This window comes from Clostridium formicaceticum, from assembly GCF_001854185.1.
Taxonomy (GTDB): Bacteria; Bacillota; Clostridia; order Peptostreptococcales; family Natronincolaceae; genus Andreesenella; species Andreesenella formicacetica.
The window spans coordinates 2,754,548-2,773,411 of sequence record NZ_CP017603.1; the positions used below are offsets into that span (position 1 = coordinate 2,754,548).

An 18,864-nucleotide genomic window follows, 5' to 3' on the forward strand; every position below is an offset into this window, starting at 1 on the left:
AACAACTAAAAGTAAATATGACTAAAAAAGTGTTTATCTATCTCTTTATAGGCTGTATACTTCCTACCTCATTATATGGATTGCTTGTATATCATAAAACTAATAGTATGTTTAAGCAAGAAATAAATAAATTTACTTATGACATCATGTATAATAAGGAAAAAAATTTTGAGTTAGTTATGCAGAATATTGAGAGCTTAATTATTAACTTATCTGGATTAGATGACATTAGAAATACGCTGATGAATGAAAATAATGATAATAGTTATAATAGATTAGCGGCACAGGCGAAGATCGGTTATCTATTAAGCGGATATTCAAATCTTAAAGGGCTGGTTTCTATTGACTTGTTTTCTATGAATGGTGCCCACTATCACGTGGGAGAAACATTAAATTATCGTAATATTAATAGGAATTTACAGCAAAACCTTTTTGAAGAGTCGATGGAAATGAATTCCATTTTGATGTGGCATGGCATAGAGGATAATATTCACTTTAACTCTAAGCACAATAAGGTGGTTACTGCATCAAAAGTAATTAAGATAGTAGATACAGATACAATGAAAGAAAAAGCAATAGGGTTTTTGATGATTAATTATGCTATTGATGCTTTTACAGAAAATATTCAAAACAATACTTTTGAAGAAGCACTGTATATGATTGTTGATAATAAGAATCGTATTGTTCATCATCCGGATAAAGGGATGGTAGGGCGAGAAATAAATCCTTCCTTTGTAGAAAAACTAAGCAGGGATAGCGGCAGCTTTATACATAATATTGATGGTGAAGAAACCATGGTTACTTATATAAGTTCCAACAAGAGCGGATGGAGGACCATAACGCTTATACCGTTAAGTACGATTAATAGAAAAACCTCAGTTATTACCAATAACTTAATTTTGCTTATGATTTTTTACTTTCTAACACTTTTGCTATTTGTAAGTTTAATATCAAAAAAATATTTGTTTCCCATCAGAAAAATAACTGAACTATTTAAAAAACTCCAGGAGGGAAACATGGAGACAAGTAGTAAACTAGAAATACACGCTAATGATGAAATTGGTGAGTTGGTTACTGGGTTCAATGCTTTTTTAAACAGTGTAAAAGATCGGATGCGGATGAAACAAGAATTACTGAATAGAGAAAGATTACTAAAGGGTATTACCAATGCCACCAATGAGCTTTTGAAGACGACGGAGTATGCCTTCGCTTTTTATAAGGCATTGGAGATATTAGGTGAAACAACGATGGCTGATAGGGTGTATATCTTTCGCAATCATATAAGTGAGGATACAAAGGAACTGGTGACGAGTCAGTGTTATGAATGGTGCAGGGAGGGTGTGGAATCACAGCTAGATAATCCAGATTTGCAAAATATTTCTTATACAGAAACAGCCCTTACATATTGGTATGATGTACTGTCTTCTGGTGAAAGTATTTGTGGATCTGCCAAGGATTTTCTTGAAGCTGAAAGAGCAATCCTTCGTTCTAAAGATATACTATCTATATTAATTATTCCTATATTCATTGACCATAATTTTGGGGGTTTTATGGGGTTCGATGTTCGTTTGAAAGAACGAAGGTGGTCTAAAGTGGAAAAGGATACTTTAAAAATAGCTGCAATAAGTATTGGCGGAGCATTAAGACGTATAGAGGCGGAACAAGCTTTGCAGGATATTTTGAAGGATGATCTTCGAAAAATGGTACAAAATCTGCAAAATCTTGTTTTTAAATTGAAAAAGGATGTAAAAGGCAATATTGTTTTTATTCTTTTTGGAGGAAAACTGGCCACGAAATTGGGGATAAGCACCAAAGACGTTTATGGCAAGACGCTTAAAGAATTCTCACCTAAAAAGCTCGCTAACTATATAGAAGGTTATTTTATAAAAGCTTTTAATGGAGAAGTGGAAAACTTTGATGTTAAGATTAAGCGCAGCGTTTTTTATGTAACCCTATCTCCTATCATAGAAGGAGGTGTTGTTAAAGAAGTAGTTGGTTCTGCTATTGATATCACACAGCATCGGAAAGCAGAAGAAAAAATTAGACATATGGCCTACTATGATACTTTGACAGGATTACCCAACCGAATTTTCTTCAATGAGAGAGTAGCGGCTGCAATAAAAAAAGCAGATACGAATAAAAGGAAAATTGCTATTTTATTTTTAGACCTTGATCAATTTAAGATTATAAATGATACATTAGGGCATGCAACTGGTGATCAGTTGCTTAGAGAGGCAGCAGCCAGGCTAAATAAGTGTATCTCTAAGGATGATATTATTTCTCGTATGGGCGGTGACGAGTTTACAGTATTGCTTTCTAACATAGAAAAACATCAAGATGCTGTAAAAGTAGCTGAAAGAATGTTGGATATTTTAAAGCAATCATTTACAATCAATGAATACGAACTGTTCATTTCAGCCAGTATAGGGATTAGTCTTTATCCTTATCACGGAGATGATATAGAAACGCTTTTAAAGAATGCAGACATTGCAATGTATAAAGCTAAAGATGATGGAAGAAATAATCTTCAACTCTATACATCTACCATAAATTCCTACGCAATAGAAAGATTAAATATGGAGAATAATTTACGAAAAGCAATAGACCAAAACGAATTTTTTCTGCACTATCAGCCTAAAGTTGATGTAGAAACGGGAAAAGTAGTAGGTTGTGAAGCTTTAGTGAGATGGCAGCATCCAGAAATGGGTTTGGTGTCACCCAATGACTTTATTCCATTAGCAGAGGAGACGGGGCTTATTATTTCTATAGGGGCATGGGTATTAAAATCAGCTTGCTTACAGAATGTAATGTGGCATCATGTGGGCTATAGAGATTTAAGTGTTTCTGTAAACATTTCAGCAAAACAATTTCAGCACCAAAACATTGTAGAAATTGTTTCAAAGGTTCTAAAGGAGACAGGGCTTAGCCCTGAGCACTTAGAATTAGAAATCACAGAAAATTGTATTATGCAAAATATGGAGAGAACCATAGCGATTATCCAGCAGCTGAAAGATATAGGTGTAAAAATTTCTATTGATGATTTTGGGACAGGTTTTTCGTCAATGGCTTACTTAAGAGAATTTGAAGTAGATAAACTGAAAATTGATAAAATCTTTATTGATAGCATTAATCATAGTTCTAGAAATGCTGCTATAGTAGCTTCTATTATCAATATGGCACATAGCCTTGACTTAAAAGTAATCGCTGAAGGTGTGGAGACAGAAGAACAGTTATCATTATTAAAGACCTATAAGTGTAATGAAATTCAAGGATATCTTTTTAGTAAACCTTTAAGTGCAGAGGGATTTATAGAGATGATCACGGAGAGCAAAACTTCCCCTTGAATTGCAGCTGAATTTTATAACCAAAGTTAGCGGTCCTATCTATAGAACCGCTAACTTTGTTTTTTTGAAGACAAAGATCTTTTGTTCAAATAAGTAAAGCAAACTATTTTAACAGTATTTTTGAAAAAAGAACAAAATTTTTTTGAAATTTTTTTGTTAAAATTCTAAATTTTATGGTAATATATAAAGAATAAAAATGAAGTTCTTATAATAGCCATACTAAAATAATATAGATGATGTGTTTAAAATACAAATCTGACATTTTAGAAGTGCATAAGCTATGGTGAATATGAACTACAAAATTACATAAAGGGGGAATGACAAATGATGAACAATATTGGGTATCCTTTAAAGCAAGGCCTTTATGATCCCCAGTTTGAAAAGGACAGCTGTGGTGTTGGTTTTGTTGCTAGTATTAAAGGTGAAAAAACCCATGACATTGTAAAAAAAGGTCTTAAAGTTCTTGTAAATTTAACCCATAGGGGTGCTGTGGGTTCAGATCCCAAGACAGGTGATGGTGCAGGCATTCTAACACAGATTCCACATGAATTTTTTAGGATATACTGTGATAACTTAGGGATTAGCCTGCCTAGTCCAGTAGAATATGGTATTGGAATGATTTTTTTACCAAAAGAGCCAGCATTGCGACTTCGATGTGAGGGAATTGTTGAACGCGTTGTAGAAGAAGAGGGTCAAAAAGTCTTAGGATGGAGGGATGTTCCCACAGATAATAGAAATATAGGTGAAACAGCAAAGGGAACTGAACCAACCATCCGACAGGTATTTGTAGAAAAGGCTCAAGGTATAGACCAAGAATCCTTTGAAAGACGACTATATATTATCCGCAAGAAAGCAGAAAATGAAGTTAAAAGATTAATCGAAAGAAATTCAGAATATTTCTACATTTGCAGCATGTCTAGCAACACTATTGTTTACAAGGGTCTTTTATTGGCAGATCAGATTAACCAATATTATGTAGATTTAAACGATATTAATTTTAAAAGCGCTATTGCCTTAGTACACCAAAGATACAGCACCAATACATTCCCTACATGGGATTTAGCACATCCGTTTAGATATATTGCCCATAATGGAGAGATTAATACCATTAGAGGAAATAGAAATTGGATGAACGCTAGAGAAGGTGTATTAAAGTCAGAGGTATTTGGCAAGGAAATCAATAAACTCTTTCCAATTATTGGTGCAAACGCCAGTGATTCAGCATCCTTTGATAATGTCCTTGAGCTTCTTGTTGCAGACGGAAGAAGTTTGGCCCATTCATTGATGATGTTGATTCCTCAAACTTGGAGGGACAACGATGTGATGGCACCCTATAAAAGAGCTTTTTATGAATATCATGCTTCCTTTATGGAACCATGGGATGGACCTGCTGCAGTAGCTTGTACAGATGGGACGCAAGTATGCGCAGTACTGGATAGAAATGGATTAAGACCTGCACGCTATGTGATTACAAAAAATGGCCTTGTGGTCTTAGCATCAGAGGCAGGAGCCTTGGAGCTTGATCCTAAGGAAATTGAATCGAAGGGAAAATTAAAGCCAGGAAAAATATTTCTAGTGGATACCAAGGAAGGTAGAATTATTCCAGATCATGAATTGAAGAAAAAGATTTGCACAGAAAAGCCTTACAGAGAGATGGTTGAAAGCTGCAGAATGACTTTGGATCAATTAGAAAATAGTGGTGAAAAATCAGAAACCGAAGTGGAAAGCTTAATAGAAAAACAACAAGCCTTTGGTTATACGCTAGAGGATTTAAAAAAAATCCTTGGCACCATGGCTAGCACAGGGAAAGAGCCCATAGGTTCTATGGGGAATGATACACCATTAGCAGTATTGTCTAATAAACCACAGCTTTTATTTTCTTACTTTAAACAATTATTTGCTCAAGTAACAAATCCTCCAATAGATTGTATAAGAGAGAACATGGTGATGTCTCTTACAAACTTTATTGGAACACAAGAAAATATATTAAACAAGGAACTTCCTAACCAAGCTTTTATAAAAATTAATACACCGATATTAACCAACCTAGAAATGGCAAAAATAAAAGCTCTAAGAAACAAAGATTTTAAGACAACTACGATTCCAATTACCTTTAAATACGATACAGGTATCGAAGGTTTTAAGGCAGCGTTACAGCAGGTCTGTGAAAGAGCATCTAAAAGAATTGAAGAAGGCTATAATATCGTTGTTCTGAGTGATAGAAATGTGGGGTCTTATGATGCAGCTATACCGAGTTTATTGGCAGTTGCTGCTTTGCAACACCATCTCATTAAAGAAAAAACAAGAACAAAAATTTCTATTATTGTTGAGACAGCAGAGGCAAGAGAAACAATGCACATGGCTTTATTGATTGGTTATGGTGCTACAGCAATTAATCCATACTTAGCTTTTGAATCCATAGACGCTATAATTAAAAAAGGAGATTTAAAGGATATAGACTTTGAAAAAGCTGAAAAAAATTATGTAAAAGCATTGTCAGAGGGCTTATTGAAAATTCTTTCTAGAATGGGAATTTCAACCCTACAAAGCTATCATGGTGCGCAAATATTTGAAGCCATTGGATTATCCAGTGAATTTATCAATGACTATTTTGACGGAACCCCCTCTAGGGTAGAGGGAGTAGGGATCGAAACCATTGGAGAAGAGGTCTTGATCCGTCATAGAAATGCTTTTAATAAAATCAGAAAACCAATTGCAGAACTGGATGTAGGTGGCATCTATTCATGGAGAAAAGATGGAGAATATCATTTATTCAACCCAGAAACTATTTACAAACTTCAGGTGGCTACGAGGAATAATGATTATGGTATCTATAAGGAATATGCAGAAGTGATTAACGATCAAAGTGAACACCTTTGTACTATCAGAGGATTATTGAAGTTTAAAGAAAGTAATCCAATTTCCATTAGCGAGGTAGAGCCAATTGGTGAAATTGTAAAAAGATTTTGTACTGGTGCTATGTCCTTCGGTTCCATTAGTAAAGAAGCCCATGAAACCATAGCGATTGCTATGAATAGATTAGGGGCTAGGAGTAACTCTGGAGAAGGCGGAGAAGATGCTGAAAGATATAAAAGAGAAGAAAATGGTGATTTAAAAAGAAGTGCAATAAAACAGGTAGCTTCAGCTCGCTTTGGGGTTACTGCAGAATACCTCGTGAATGCTGATGAAATTCAAATTAAGATGGCACAGGGAGCAAAACCAGGAGAAGGTGGGCAGCTTCCTGGAAGCAAGGTGGATAAGGCGATTGCAAGAACAAGAAATTCTACACCAGGGATTGATTTGATTTCACCACCACCACACCATGATATTTATTCTATAGAGGATTTATCTCAATTAATCTTTGATTTAAAGAGTGTGAATGCTTCTGCAAAAATCAGCGTTAAGTTGGTATCTGAGGTTGGGGTAGGTACAGTAGCTGCCGGAGTTGCAAAAGCTCATGCAGATGTGATTCTTATAAGTGGGCATGACGGAGGTACTGGAGCATCACCGGTTTCGTCAATAAAACATGTAGGCACACCTTGGGAATTAGGGGTTGCAGAAGCACAGCAGGTATTACTTTTAAACAATCTAAGAAGCAGAGTAAGACTTCAAACAGATGGTCAGTTAAAAACGGGGAGAGATGTTGCCATTGCTGCCCTATTGGGTGCAGAGGAATTTGGATTTGCTACCACAGCTTTAGTGGTTTTAGGTTGTACCATGTTAAGAAATTGCCATGAAAACACCTGCGAAATGGGCATAGCCACGCAGGATCCAGAAATTAGAAAGAATTTTAGAGGAAAACCAGAATATATTATTAACTTCTTCACTTTCATTGCACAAGAGGTAAGAGAGATCATGGCGCAACTTGGTTTTAGAACCATGAATGAAATGATAGGTCGTGTAGATCTTCTTGAAGCCAATAAAAGCCTGAAGCATTGGAAGGCAAATAAAGTAGATCTTTCTTCTATTTTATATAAGCCAGACATGCCAAAGAGAATTAAACCTTATTGTGTGAAGTCGCAGGATCATGGTTTAGATAAATTGATGGATTATAAATTTTTACAGGTAGCACAGTATGCTATAGACGATAAATGTAAAGTTCGAGCAAGCTTTGAAATAAAAAATGTAGACCGTTCTGTAGGTGCTATGTTAAGTGGAAAGATTGCTAAAAAGTATGGAGAGGAAGGATTACCAGAGGATACAATCCTCTTTGAACTCACCGGTTCAGCAGGTCAAAGCTTTGGTGCTTTTTGTGTTAAAGGTTTAACCCTCGTTCTTGAAGGAGAAGCAAATGACTATGTTGGTAAAGGTTTATCAGGTGGCAAGCTTGTGATAAAAACCCCTAGAACAGCCTCTTATAAACAAGATGAGAATGTAATTGCAGGAAATACTATTCTTTATGGAGCCACCAGTGGTAAAGTCTTCATTAATGGCATCGTAGGCCAAAGGTTTGCTGTTAGAAATAGTGGTGCATTAGCTGTTGTTGAGGGTGTAGGAGATCATTGCTGTGAGTATATGACCGGTGGTGTAGTAGTGGTTCTAGGAAAAACCGGAAGAAACTTTGCAGCAGGTATGAGCGGTGGCGTAGCGTATGTACTTGATGTAGATGGGGATTTCGAAGGAAAATGTAATAAGAGCATGGTTACCGTGGAAAGTGTAGAGGAAAAAGAAGAATTAGCAGTAATTTTTAGTATGGTTGAAGAACATTATCAGCTTACAAATAGTGAAAAGGCAGGTCGTATTCTCAGAGATTGGGATCAATATAGTAACAAGTTGAAGAAAGTTATATCTCCAGCTTATAAATCTGTGCTTGAGAAAATGAAGCAGCAGAGGGCGGAAAAATTAGTAGATGCTGCATTGATGGAAGTTTGTAGCAGTAAGGAGGCATAGGTTATGGGAAAATTATATGGATTTAAAGAATACAATAGACAAACTTCTCCAAAACGGCCTGTAGCAGAAAGGATAAAGGATTATAAAGAGTTGTATCTTGCGTTTCCAGAAGATAGCCTTATGCAGCAGGGGGCTAGATGTATGGATTGTGGAACACCTTTTTGTAATTGGGGTTGTTCTTTGGGGAATATCATACCAGATTTTAATGACTTCGTTTATAGAGGCGAATGGGAAAGAGCTTATCAAAGGTTAAGACTTACCAATTGTTTCCCAGAGTTTACAGGAAGAATTTGTCCTGCATTGTGTGAAGGTTCTTGCACTTTAGGGATTAACAGAGAAGCTGTTTCTATTCGTGAAATTGAATTGAATATTATAGAAAAGGCTTTTAAGGAAGGATGGGTTAAACCAAATCCTCCAAAAGTGAGAACAGGAAAAAAAGTTGCAGTTATCGGTTCAGGGCCTTCGGGATTATCTGCTGCTTATGCACTAAACTCTGTTGGACACAGTATTATAGTATTTGAAAAAGCTGATGAGATAGGCGGGCTTTTAAGATATGGTATCCCTGACTTTAAGCTTGAAAAGCATGTTATTGATAGAAGAGTAAACCTCATGAAGGAAGAAGGGGTTGTCTTTAAAACTAATACCTATGTAGGGATTGATTATAAAACAAAGCAGCTATTGGAAGATTTCGATGTTGTGCTTTTAACAGGAGGATCCACCGTTCCCAGAGATTTAAAAGTAGAAGGGAGAGAGCTTAAAGGAATACACTTTGCAATGGAGTTTTTAACACAACAAAATAAAAAAAATGCAGGAAAAACTGTTGAAAACGAAATATCTGCTAAAAATAAAACAGTACTAGTGATAGGTGGTGGCGACACAGGCTCAGACTGTATTGGTACTTCTGTAAGACAAGGTGCTAAAGAAGTATACCAATTTGAAATCATGCCAAAACCTCCAGAAACCAGAGATGAAACCATGCCATGGCCTTTATATCCAAGAACCTTGAAAATAAGCACTTCTCATGAAGAAGGTTGCACGAGAGATTGGTGTATTGATACCTTGAAGTTTTCAGGGAAAAGTGGAAAGGTAACCACCATGCATGGATGTAAGGTAGCGTGGGAAAATAGCGTTGAAGGTAATATGATCATGAACAGAATTCCTGATTCAGATTTTGAGTTAAAAGTGGATTTAGTTCTTTTGGCAATGGGCTTTGTGCACCCAGAAAAAGAAGGTTTATTGCAGGAATTAGACGTTGTATTAGACGATAGAGGAAATGTTTTCACGAATCATAAATACGAAACTACCGTTGAAAGGGTTTTTGCAGCCGGCGATATGCGAAAAGGACAATCTTTAGTAGTTTCTGCAATAGAAGAAGGTCAAAAGGCAGCAAAGGCTATTGATGAATATTTAATGGGAGAAACCTCTCTTAAGGGATAGAAAAGTCCTATATTGAAATACAGTGGACGGTATACAGTATTATAAGAGCTATAAAAAGATACTTCTTTTAAGAATTACTTTCTTAAGAGAGGTATCTTTCTTTATCCTTCGGTGTATTGCTAAGACGCCCGCTTTTGCAAGTGGAAGATAGTACTACATTCTAGAAATAAACTCGACTAAGCAAATAAGAAGTTTTTTACGAGAAACCACGATATAAATCAAATAATCTGATAAAATAGAAATATTAAATACAATCATAAAGTAAATATCTTAAAATAGAAACGGAGTGATGTTAGTGGTAGGGACAAAGCTTCTTTTGGTAGAAGATGAAGAAAAACTTCGAAAACTAGTAAAAACGTACTTGTTGAAAGAAGGAGCACATGTTTTTGAAGCAGGTGATGGGTTAGAAGCAATGAGGATATGGCAGGAAAACAAAATTGATCTTGTGATTTTAGATATTATGCTTCCTAAGTACGATGGCTGGGCATTGTGTAAAAGGATACGGGAAGAAAGTAATATTCCTATTATTATGCTAACTGCTCGAAGCGAAGAGAGTGATAAACTATTTGGTTTTGAATTAGGGGCAGATGATTATATGACAAAACCCTTCAGTGTAAAAGAATTGGTGGCGCGTATAAAGGCATTGTTGAAAAGAAGTAGTGAAGTGATATCTTTGGACATTATAAAAATTGAGGAGCTAAAGGTGGACAAAAAATCTCATCAAGTTATGTTAAGAGATTGTATTCTTGAATTAAGTCCTAAAGAATATGATTTATTGCTGTATTTGATACACAATAAAAATCAAGCCCTCACAAGAGAAATGATCCTAAATGCTGTTTGGGGATATGACTATTATGGAGATTTAAGAACTGTTGATACTCATATTAAAAGATTACGCCAAAAACTAAAGGATTATGGAGATAAAATTATAACAATACGAGGAACTGGATATCGGTTTGAGGTAAAAATATGAAAATAAAATCTATTTTTACTAGACTATTTCTATTTTTTCTTTTATTTACAATGATGATGGTTGCTGTGTTATGGTTAATACAGATGAAATTTTTACCTCAGTATTATCAACATGAAAAGGTGAAAATATTAGAAGGTTATGCAAAAGAAATTGAAGCAGTTGTAGGAAGAAGTGGGCTGGATCATACTTCATTGGAACTTGTAGAATCTATTGCAGCAGGAATCAACGGAAGGGTGGCAGTTTTTGATAAAGAAAGAAATATGCTTTACCATGAAGGTATGACAGGACAGTTTAGAGGCATGAGGGTGCCTTCTAAAGAATGGCAAGCTGTGTTATCTGGCAAAACTACTTTTTACCATGTATCAGGGACTAGACAAAATTCGGAATTCCTTGTGGTTGTGGTGCCAGGGGAGCAATATGTTTACTTAATGCAGATACATTTTCAAACCATCGAAGAAGCTATTTCTATTACTAGAGGATTTTATATTTATTTGTTAGGAATAGGAATCATAGTTGCACTTCTTCTTGCAGCTTTCTTTTCAAGAAAATTAATTCATCCTTTGTTGAAGCTGAATAGCATCGCAAAAGAAATGACCAATCTAAACTTCAACGTTAAATGGGAGGAAAATCGACAGGATGAAATTGGACAATTAGGGGAAACATTGAATTTTTTAACAGATCGATTACAAGTAACAATTGGAAAGTTAGAAAAAGAGTTAGCTAAAGAAAAAAATCTAGTAAAGATGAGAAAAGAGTTTGTTTCTCGAGTTTCCCATGAATTACAGACACCTATATCCATAATCAGCGGTTACATTGAAGCACTGCAGGATGATATAGCGGTTAGTGAAGAAGAAGTGGCGGAGTATTTTACAATCATTGAAATGGAAATTCACAGAATGAGTAGGTTAATAAGAGAGATGTTAGACTTAGGTCAACTTGAATCCGGGACTTTTAGGATCAATATGGAAAAATTTAATTATGGAGATCTTATAAATAGAGTTCTTGGTAAATTTGAATTGATGAAAAAAGAAAAAGAACTCTTATTTGAAATTAAAGGAAATGGATATGATAGCCTCGTATTAGGGGATGAATATAGAATAGAACAGGTTTTAACAAATTTGTTGCAAAATGCAGTGAATCATGCTTATCATGGGGGAAGCATAAAACTATCTATTGACGACGAAGGAACAAAAATCTGGACCAGCATTTATAATGATGGGGAAAAAATTTTAGAAGAAGATATACCCTGTGTTTGGGAGAGTTTTTATAAGGGGGGGAAAGAAAAAGGCGGTACAGGGTTAGGATTAGCTATTGTAAAAAATGTTTTAGAGCTTCATGGCAGTAGCTATGGTGTTAAAAATACTAATAATGGTGTTTGTTTTTATTTTGACCTAAAAAAATATAGCAGATAAAATAAAAAAAGCGCACTATTGGAACAAATAGTACGCTTCTAGGGTTTTTATCAAATACTTTACTAGGCGAAGACCTTGCTTCTGTAAGTGGGCTTTGGATCAGGTGGAGCAGCGTCTCCGACTGGTTTCCCAGTATTCGACTTTAACTGGAGGAGTGCGCTATCGATTAAAACCAAATCTATTGCCAGCTCCTTTGAAGGCTCCTTTTTCTGTTGTTCTGCCAAAACCAATTGCTAATCTTTCTTGACGGTCTCTGTTTTCACCAATGTTTGTACAATGATTCATTCTCTCTTGAATCTGAGCTGCATAAGTATCTGCTTGTTCTTGTGTTAACCTTTCAGTAGATACCATTTGATCAAGTTTTGAAAGTTTTAATTCAAGAAGCTCCTCTGTAGAAGTAGCGGCTTTGTAGAGCTGCAAGCCATTTCCAACAGGCTGCGTATCTGCAAAAGCTAAGCTGCCTCCTGCTATAGTCAGTGTTAGGCCTAGACCTAAAGCTAAAATGCCTTTCTTCATTTTCAACATCTCCTTTAAATGTGATTTTGTCTTACAGTAACAGTATACTCTCCATGTGTGACAGCTTTATGGCAAACTAATGTAATTACATTGGTAGTCATCATCAAAGGTAATGACAATACTTCTAGGAGATAGTTGTTTTTCTTTTTTTACGAAATAGTATAATAATTAGAGGTTATTTTAGAAGAAGTGTTGAAGTGATTATGATAAAGAAATCTAGTAATTAGATGACATGAGAAGTGAGAGAGGAGGAGGGTAAATGGTAGAAACATTTTTAATACTACTAGGGACTGGATATCTAATATATAAGGTTGCCTTTGGTATTCCTAAGCAAGTAAAAAGAACAGAAGAGAAATTAGATATGTTAAAGTTGCACCTTCAAGAAATCCAATTAGATTTAAATGAAATTAGTAAAAGGATAAATGATAAATAGTTCCATCATCCTTTTTTAGTCGGTATCATGAGTTGTATGAAAAAAATCATTACCCTACAATATCATGTAGCATACTTTCGATGGGTAGCGTGAAAGAGTGTGGGGTTGGAGGGCTTAATAACTCTGAGGGAATAAGAGAGATAAGCGGTTAACTTTAGGCGAGGCAAGCTTCAGGTAGTTATAGAACCTAGAAGCACTTAATAAATGAGTAAAAAGGAGGATTATTAAATGAGTAAATATAATTTTACGGTAAGTATTACCCCTAAAGAAGCACTAGCATTAGTAAAAAAAAATCAAAGTGCAGAACTAGTGCATGAAGAATTGTTTGATTTAGGAGAAGAAAAGTTTACTGGCACAATTATTTTCGAAAAGTATTATTTTAGAGCAGGTAATAGAGCTGCTTTAATTGTTATTGCTGACAATCTTAAAGGAAAGTCAAGTGTTAGATCAATAGCTACCGGAAGTTCGCAGGGTCTGTTTTTTAATTTTGATTGGGGTGCATCTGATGATTTCGCTTACAGCATTAAAAACATTTTAAAGGATTTTATAGTAAAAGAAGAGAAACTGACTTAGAAAAGATGGTTGGGTTGGTGATAATAATCTTATCAATGCATAAGATAGATTACTGGTAAGCGACTTGAAAAAAGTTATAAGTTAAAGATTTAATACCTTGCAGATTTTGTACAAGGGGTATTCTATTCAGCCCATCCTAGTATAGAAGGGTGGGCTGTAGTGCTTTAAAAGGCTTAATATGACTGAGAAGCAAGTCGTAACCAAGTTCGATCTTTTAATTTTTCTAAAAGAACAGGAGCCTCAAAAAAGTCAGAAAGATTATCATTGGTTAAAACTGCACTTGTTTTTCCAGAAGAATGAACTTCTCCTCGGCGCAATAATAGGGTATGACTGAAAATCGGTAGGATTTCCTCTGTACGATGGGTTACATAAATCAATGTAGGAGCATTTTTTTCCTGACTGAGGTTTTCGATGATAGAAAGCAACTGTTCTTTAGCAAAAATATCTAGTCCTGTACAGGGTTCGTCTAGGATTAATAAGCGTGGTGAGGACATGAGTGCCCTTGCAATAAGTACCTTCTGCTTCTCCCCTTGGGATAGAGACGCATAGGAGCGTTTTGCTAGATGGCTGCAATTTAAGCGTTGTAGTAAATCTTTAGCTAAGTCTTTGTCTTCTTGTTTTGGTTCATCATATAAACCTATTAAAGCAAATTTACCGCTTATAACGATCTCTTCCGCAGACTCCTTAACATAGAGCCTTTCTTGCAAAGCTGTACTCACCCAGCCAATAGACTTTCTTAACTTTCTTAGATCAGACTCTCCAAAGGTACTGTTAAGAACTTGCATTTCTCCCTTAGAAGGAAATATGTATCCATTCACCATATTTAAAAGGCTTGTTTTACCTGAACCATTTAATCCTAAAATAGCCCAATGTTGACCTGATGATACAGACCAGTTAATTTCCTTTAGGATATAATTTGAATTTCTTATAAGTGAAACCTGTTTTGCTTCAATAACCAAGTTGATTCTCTCCTTTTCATAGCTTCGTTTGCTAAAACGAATGTGCTATGGTTATTTCTTTATTTTTTTATATTATAATAAATTTTCTGAACAAAGTCATCCCATTCCTTTTTAAAAATAACAAGTTACTCGCTTATACAATTTTTCTTGTTATTAAGAAGAAAATTAAAGATATTGCGTACCAAAATTTTAAAGGATGGTAATACCTCTTAAGGATTGGTAGTAAATAATCCTTTGAAAAATTTGCATATTTGAAGGTAGAAATTTGCAAATTATAGGATTTTTTCACTGGAAAGAACTTTGGTCTTATCAATCTTTGAAATGCAATAAGTGGGCATATTTGATTTTCACCACCGCAGTAAATCATTATATAGCACAAATAAACTGGCTTTACAGTCATGCTGGAGAAGGGTGTGTAGAGAACATGAAGGTTGAAATTACATGGTAAAAGTGGTAAAATTAAACTAATAATTTTCAGACTTTTCGTTAAATTAATGCAACCTTTAAATATTCGCAGGAAAAAATGATAATTACTTAGGAAGGGTAGGATGAATCATGATGTGGAAAGAGAAATATAAAATTGGCGTACCGCTTGTTGACCAGCAGCATGAAGAACTCTTTAAACGTGTATCAGAGTTTATTCAGACGGTTCAAAAAAAGGGTATATGGACAGAAAAACTAGATAAGGTTAAAGAAACCATGGCTTTTATGCAGGAATATGTAGTGGTTCATTTTCATGATGAAGAAGTATATCAAGAGGAAGTTGAATATCCTGAACGAGAGAGCCATAAGCAGGATCATACTCAGTTTAAAGAAGCAGTAGGAAATTATGTGAATCGATTTAAAGAAGAAGGTTATAGTGAAGAACTTGTTCAGGAATTTAGTGGTAAACTTGTGGCTTGGTTGATTATGCATGTTGCCGCAAAAGATCAAAAAATCGGAGAGTATGTAGATGCTCAAGAGAGAGGAGAATTATAATGAAGGCAGAAAGTGTAAACTCCTTTTTTCAAGCAACAAAGGATGTGTTTCAATTAATGTTGGATATCGGTATTGAACAAGGAAAACTAGGGATGGTAGAAAATATGATTCCTAGTAAAGATGCTAACGTTGTTCTAGGCGTAACGGGAGACCTTAGTGGGACAATCTTATTTAGCTTTCCCCAAAAGATGATTTTAGAAATGGTGAAGATTATGTGTGGTATGGAAATGGATGAAATTGACAGCTTTGTCTCCTCTGCTCTTGGAGAAGTAGCTAATATTATCGGTGGTAATGCAGCCACAATGCTGGCAGCAAACAATTATAAATGCGATATTGTGCCACCACAGATTTTTGTGGGAGAGTACAAGTCTTTTTCTATGGCCAATGAAAAAGCTTTGTTATTGCCGCTAAAAACTTCAATAGGAGAGTTCGATATTAATATTTTCTTGAAGGAAAAATAATTTATCTAGTCAAAGCAGGAGATGAAATTTTACTAAATCAAATACTATATCTGAATTGTAAAGTTTTTGCTGGATTTAATAAGGTTTGATAAGAGGAGCAATAGAATGAAGATAAAAAAGGTTATTTTACTATTTGCTTTTTTTAACATAGCATTATTCAGTACCTTTAGGTATTCCTATGCTGACGCATCTATAGGCTTGGCAATAAAAAAAACAGCAGCGATATCAGCGGGAGAGATAATTATTGTAGGAGATGACATAGACTATCCACCCTATAGTTTTCTAGATAAAAAAGGTAATCCTGCTGGTTTTAATATTGAATTGGCACAAGCTGCGTTAGAGACGATGGGATTAAAAGCTGAATTCAGGTTGGGCAGTTGGAAAGAAGTAAGAAGACAACTGACAGCAGGGGAAATTCATATGATTTCCGGCATGTTTTATTCGCCGGAGAGGGAAAAAGCCTATGATTTTACTACAAGGCATACAGTTACTAGCGGGGATATTTTTACTAGAGAGAAGAAGAAAATCTCTGATATAAAGGAACTAGAGGGACAAACTGTAGTAGTACAGGAGGATGACATCATCTATGAACATTTAGTAAACCAAAATCTTAATATAGCGTTTGTTTCAGTTCCAACTGTTGCAGAAGCTTTGAGGTTAGTTTCTGTAGGAAAGTACGATTATGCAGCAGTACTAAAGGTTCCAGGACATTATATTATTGATGATCTTGGGTTTTGGAATTTGAGGGCAAATGACGTAGATATTCTTCAAAATGATTACTGCATGGCTGTAAGGAAGTATAATGACGACTTACTTTTTGCACTAAATGGAGGATTAAAGATTCTAAAGGCTACAGGTCAATACCAAGAAATTTATGATAAATGGTTAGGGGTATATGAAGATAAAAGTTTTTGGGAAGAAGTTAAAGAGTATGCTTGGCTTATAGGTTTTATAATGACAAGTTTAATTTTACTAATTTTTGTGGTTCTTATTTTAAGAAGAATGGTAGCCATAAGAACGAAGGAGCTTGAAGAGGCCAACAGAACCCTGAATAAAAATCAAAAAGAACTAAATGCTTATAATCAGGAAGTGACAATGGCCTATCAACAACTAACAGCTTCAGAAGAGGAGTTAAGGGCGCAATATGACGAAATACAAAGTTATATTGAGAAATTAGAAAATCTTAAACAAAAATATCAGATAGCCATTCAAGGTACCAACAGTGTAGTGTGGGAATATGATTTAGAAGATAAAACCATCTATTTATCAGAAGAGTTTAAAAGTACCTATGGTGTAAAGCTAAATGAAAAAGAAAAAATAGAAATAGTTTTTAATGAGCTTTTTAGAGTGGAGGAAAAAGAAAAACTAATAAAGGAATTTATTGACTATAAAGAAGGAAAAAAAGAAGAAATATATAGTCAAGTGAAAATTAGAGACAAAGACAATCAGCAGCAATGGATTTTAGTCCGAGGAAAAGGCGTTCTTGATGAAAATCGAGAATTAAAGGTGATTAACGGAATTATTCTTGACATAACAAAATTAAAAGAGCAGGAAGAATATATAAAACATCTTGCTTATCATGATCCTGTGACCAATCTACCCAATCGCATCATGTTTATGGAAGAGTTAGAAAGAGAGATAAGTGAAAATCAATGCGGGGCTGTAATGTTATTGGATCTCGATAATTTTAAAGGTGTTAATGATACTTTAGGGCACGTATATGGCGATAAATTATTAAAGCGAGTTGCAGAAGAACTTTTAAACATTAAGGATGAAAAGCTATTTATATCAAGATTTGGAGGGGATGAATTTCAAATTCTGGTAAAAAGAGAAACAGAAGCAACTGAAATTGAAAATTATGCTAAGCGGATAAGTAAGATATTTGAAGAAAGACTGATGATTAAGGAAGAAACTTATGTAAGCTGTAGCATAGGAATTACCCTTTATCCTTTTGATAGCAACGATGTTACGCAACTGATTATGAATGCAGATATTGCTATGTATGATGCAAAAAACTCAGGAAAAAGCAACTATAAGTTTTTCAATCAAAAGATGACGGATAAATTAAAGGAAAAAATACAGATAGAAACGACTTTAAGAGAAGCGATAAAGAAAGAGGAATTAAAACTATTATATCAGCCTCAAGTATGTGGTCTTACAGGAAAGGTGGTAGGTTTTGAAGCTCTTTTAAGGCTAAAATTTCATCCTATATCTCCAGCTATTTTTATACCGGTAGCAGAAGAGGCTGGTATTATCATTGACATGGGAAGATGGGTAACAAAAGAAGTAATTAAGCAAATCGCTGTGTGGAAAGAAAAGGGCATAAATACAAAGCCAGTAGCTATTAATTTCTCTGCAAAGCAGTTAAATGATTTTAAGTATATCGATTTCTTAGAAGATCTACTTAAAAAGAATAATGTAACTCCAAAAGATATAGAAATAGAAATTACTGAAAGTATCTTTTTAGAAAACAAACAAGAAACAATGATATTTCTGAATAACTTAAAGGCATTAGGAATAAAAATTGCATTAGATGACTTTGGCACAGGTTATTCTTCCCTTAGCTATCTAACTTTTTTACCGGTAGATAAAATAAAGTTGGATAAATCTCTCAACGATAAATTCCTGCAGTTAGAGAATATCGCAGTTATGGAGAGCATTATTTCCCTTGCGCATAGCTTAAACTTAAAGGTTGTAGCAGAAGGTATTGAAGATATAGAGCAGCATGAGCGGTTAAAGCTAGTGAAATGCGACTATATCCAAGGATATCTTTTTAGCAAACCATTGGAAGTGGAAGAAGCAGAAAATATCCATGATTATCGTTTTTTATTATAGAAGAATAAATAGATATGTTGCAACCGAAGATCAACTACCTTGAAGCAGTTATA

The 18,864-nt window shown here is 34.9% G+C and carries 13 protein-coding genes; 11 read left to right on the forward strand and 2 right to left on the reverse strand.

The features are described from left to right. The first annotated feature begins 17 nt into the window (after positions 1-17). The 5 genes from BJL90_RS12345 to BJL90_RS12365 all read left to right on the forward strand — a co-directional run bounded on the left by BJL90_RS12345 (position 18) and on the right by BJL90_RS12365 (position 12,056). The gene (locus tag BJL90_RS12345; RefSeq protein WP_169824214.1) at positions 18-3,344 is read left to right on the forward strand and encodes an EAL domain-containing protein; all 3,327 of its coding nucleotides are present in this window, start codon (positions 18-20) and stop codon (positions 3,342-3,344) included. A 324-nt stretch (positions 3,345-3,668) separates the two neighbouring features. After that, a complete protein-coding gene (gene gltB / locus BJL90_RS12350) occupies positions 3,669-8,234 on the forward strand; it encodes a glutamate synthase large subunit (RefSeq protein WP_070968384.1) in 4,566 nt (1,521 codons plus the stop codon). Between the two features lie 3 nt (positions 8,235-8,237). Continuing rightward, the gene (locus BJL90_RS12355) at positions 8,238-9,671 is read left to right on the forward strand and encodes a glutamate synthase subunit beta (RefSeq protein WP_070968388.1); all 1,434 of its coding nucleotides are present in this window, start codon (positions 8,238-8,240) and stop codon (positions 9,669-9,671) included. A gap of 289 nt (positions 9,672-9,960) precedes the next feature. Continuing rightward, positions 9,961-10,644 (forward strand): response regulator transcription factor, encoded by a 684-nt coding sequence (locus tag BJL90_RS12360; protein WP_070968389.1) that lies wholly within the window; start codon positions 9,961-9,963, stop codon positions 10,642-10,644. Next, entirely contained in the window at positions 10,641-12,056 is a 1,416-nt protein-coding gene (locus BJL90_RS12365) for a sensor histidine kinase (protein ID WP_070968392.1), read from the forward strand. Before BJL90_RS12360 ends, BJL90_RS12365 begins: the two co-directional genes overlap by 4 nt. Before the next feature lie 159 nt (positions 12,057-12,215). On the opposite strand, the gene BJL90_RS12370 is transcribed toward BJL90_RS12365, so the two are convergent. Beyond that, entirely contained in the window at positions 12,216-12,572 is a 357-nt protein-coding gene (locus BJL90_RS12370) for a hypothetical protein (RefSeq protein WP_070968395.1), read from the reverse strand. Between the two features lie 259 nt (positions 12,573-12,831). Here BJL90_RS12370 and BJL90_RS21945 point away from each other — a divergent pair, with 259 nt between their 5' ends. Together BJL90_RS21945 and BJL90_RS12375 are read left to right on the forward strand one after the other, a co-directional pair. Next, positions 12,832-13,005, forward strand: coding sequence for a hypothetical protein (locus tag BJL90_RS21945; RefSeq protein WP_156778776.1), 174 nt, complete (start codon positions 12,832-12,834; stop codon positions 13,003-13,005). A 228-nt stretch (positions 13,006-13,233) separates the two neighbouring features. Further along, the gene (locus BJL90_RS12375; RefSeq protein WP_070968398.1) at positions 13,234-13,578 is read left to right on the forward strand and encodes a DUF6054 family protein; all 345 of its coding nucleotides are present in this window, start codon (positions 13,234-13,236) and stop codon (positions 13,576-13,578) included. A 173-nt stretch (positions 13,579-13,751) separates the two neighbouring features. On the opposite strand, the gene BJL90_RS12380 is transcribed toward BJL90_RS12375, so the two are convergent. Then, complete coding sequence (locus BJL90_RS12380) at positions 13,752-14,537, reverse strand: ABC transporter ATP-binding protein (protein ID WP_070968401.1); 786 nt, start codon at positions 14,535-14,537, stop codon at positions 13,752-13,754. 265 nt (positions 14,538-14,802) lie between these two features. Between BJL90_RS12380 and BJL90_RS22400 the strand changes: the two genes are divergently transcribed. From BJL90_RS22400 to BJL90_RS12400, 4 genes are all read left to right on the forward strand, one after another. Further along, positions 14,803-14,985: a hypothetical protein gene (locus BJL90_RS22400; protein WP_070968404.1), complete on the forward strand. Its 183-nt coding sequence runs from the start codon at positions 14,803-14,805 to the stop codon at positions 14,983-14,985. A 110-nt stretch (positions 14,986-15,095) separates the two neighbouring features. Beyond that, positions 15,096-15,515 carry a bacteriohemerythrin gene (locus BJL90_RS12390; RefSeq protein WP_472234727.1) on the forward strand — a complete coding sequence of 140 codons (420 nt, stop codon included), beginning with the start codon at positions 15,096-15,098 and terminating at the stop codon, positions 15,513-15,515. Next, on the forward strand, positions 15,515-15,976 hold the full coding sequence (locus tag BJL90_RS12395; RefSeq protein ID WP_070968409.1) for a chemotaxis protein CheX: 462 nt from the start codon (positions 15,515-15,517) through the stop codon (positions 15,974-15,976). Before BJL90_RS12390 ends, BJL90_RS12395 begins: the two co-directional genes overlap by 1 nt. Positions 15,977-16,081: 105 nt before the next feature. Continuing rightward, positions 16,082-18,811 carry an EAL domain-containing protein gene (locus tag BJL90_RS12400; RefSeq protein WP_070968412.1) on the forward strand — a complete coding sequence of 910 codons (2,730 nt, stop codon included), beginning with the start codon at positions 16,082-16,084 and terminating at the stop codon, positions 18,809-18,811. The last annotated feature ends 53 nt before the right edge of the window (positions 18,812-18,864 follow it).

Bases quoted from the DNA above. Each gene is read 5' to 3' on its own strand.
- BJL90_RS12345 (WP_169824214.1), top strand. From the start codon at position 18: ATGACTAAAAAAGTGTTTATCTATCTCTTTATAGGCTGTATACTTCCT.
- gltB (WP_070968384.1), top strand. From the start codon at position 3,669: ATGATGAACAATATTGGGTATCCTTTAAAGCAAGGCCTTTATGATCCC.
- BJL90_RS12355 (WP_070968388.1), top strand. From the start codon at position 8,238: ATGGGAAAATTATATGGATTTAAAGAATACAATAGACAAACTTCTCCA.
- BJL90_RS12360 (WP_070968389.1), top strand. From the start codon at position 9,961: ATGTTAGTGGTAGGGACAAAGCTTCTTTTGGTAGAAGATGAAGAAAAA.
- BJL90_RS12365 (WP_070968392.1), top strand. From the start codon at position 10,641: ATGAAAATAAAATCTATTTTTACTAGACTATTTCTATTTTTTCTTTTA.
- BJL90_RS12370 (WP_070968395.1), bottom strand. From the start codon at position 12,572: ATGAAGAAAGGCATTTTAGCTTTAGGTCTAGGCCTAACACTGACTATA.
- BJL90_RS21945 (WP_156778776.1), top strand. From the start codon at position 12,832: ATGGTAGAAACATTTTTAATACTACTAGGGACTGGATATCTAATATAT.
- BJL90_RS12375 (WP_070968398.1), top strand. From the start codon at position 13,234: ATGAGTAAATATAATTTTACGGTAAGTATTACCCCTAAAGAAGCACTA.
- BJL90_RS12390 (WP_472234727.1), top strand. From the start codon at position 15,096: ATGTGGAAAGAGAAATATAAAATTGGCGTACCGCTTGTTGACCAGCAG.
- BJL90_RS12395 (WP_070968409.1), top strand. From the start codon at position 15,515: ATGAAGGCAGAAAGTGTAAACTCCTTTTTTCAAGCAACAAAGGATGTG.
- BJL90_RS12400 (WP_070968412.1), top strand. From the start codon at position 16,082: ATGAAGATAAAAAAGGTTATTTTACTATTTGCTTTTTTTAACATAGCA.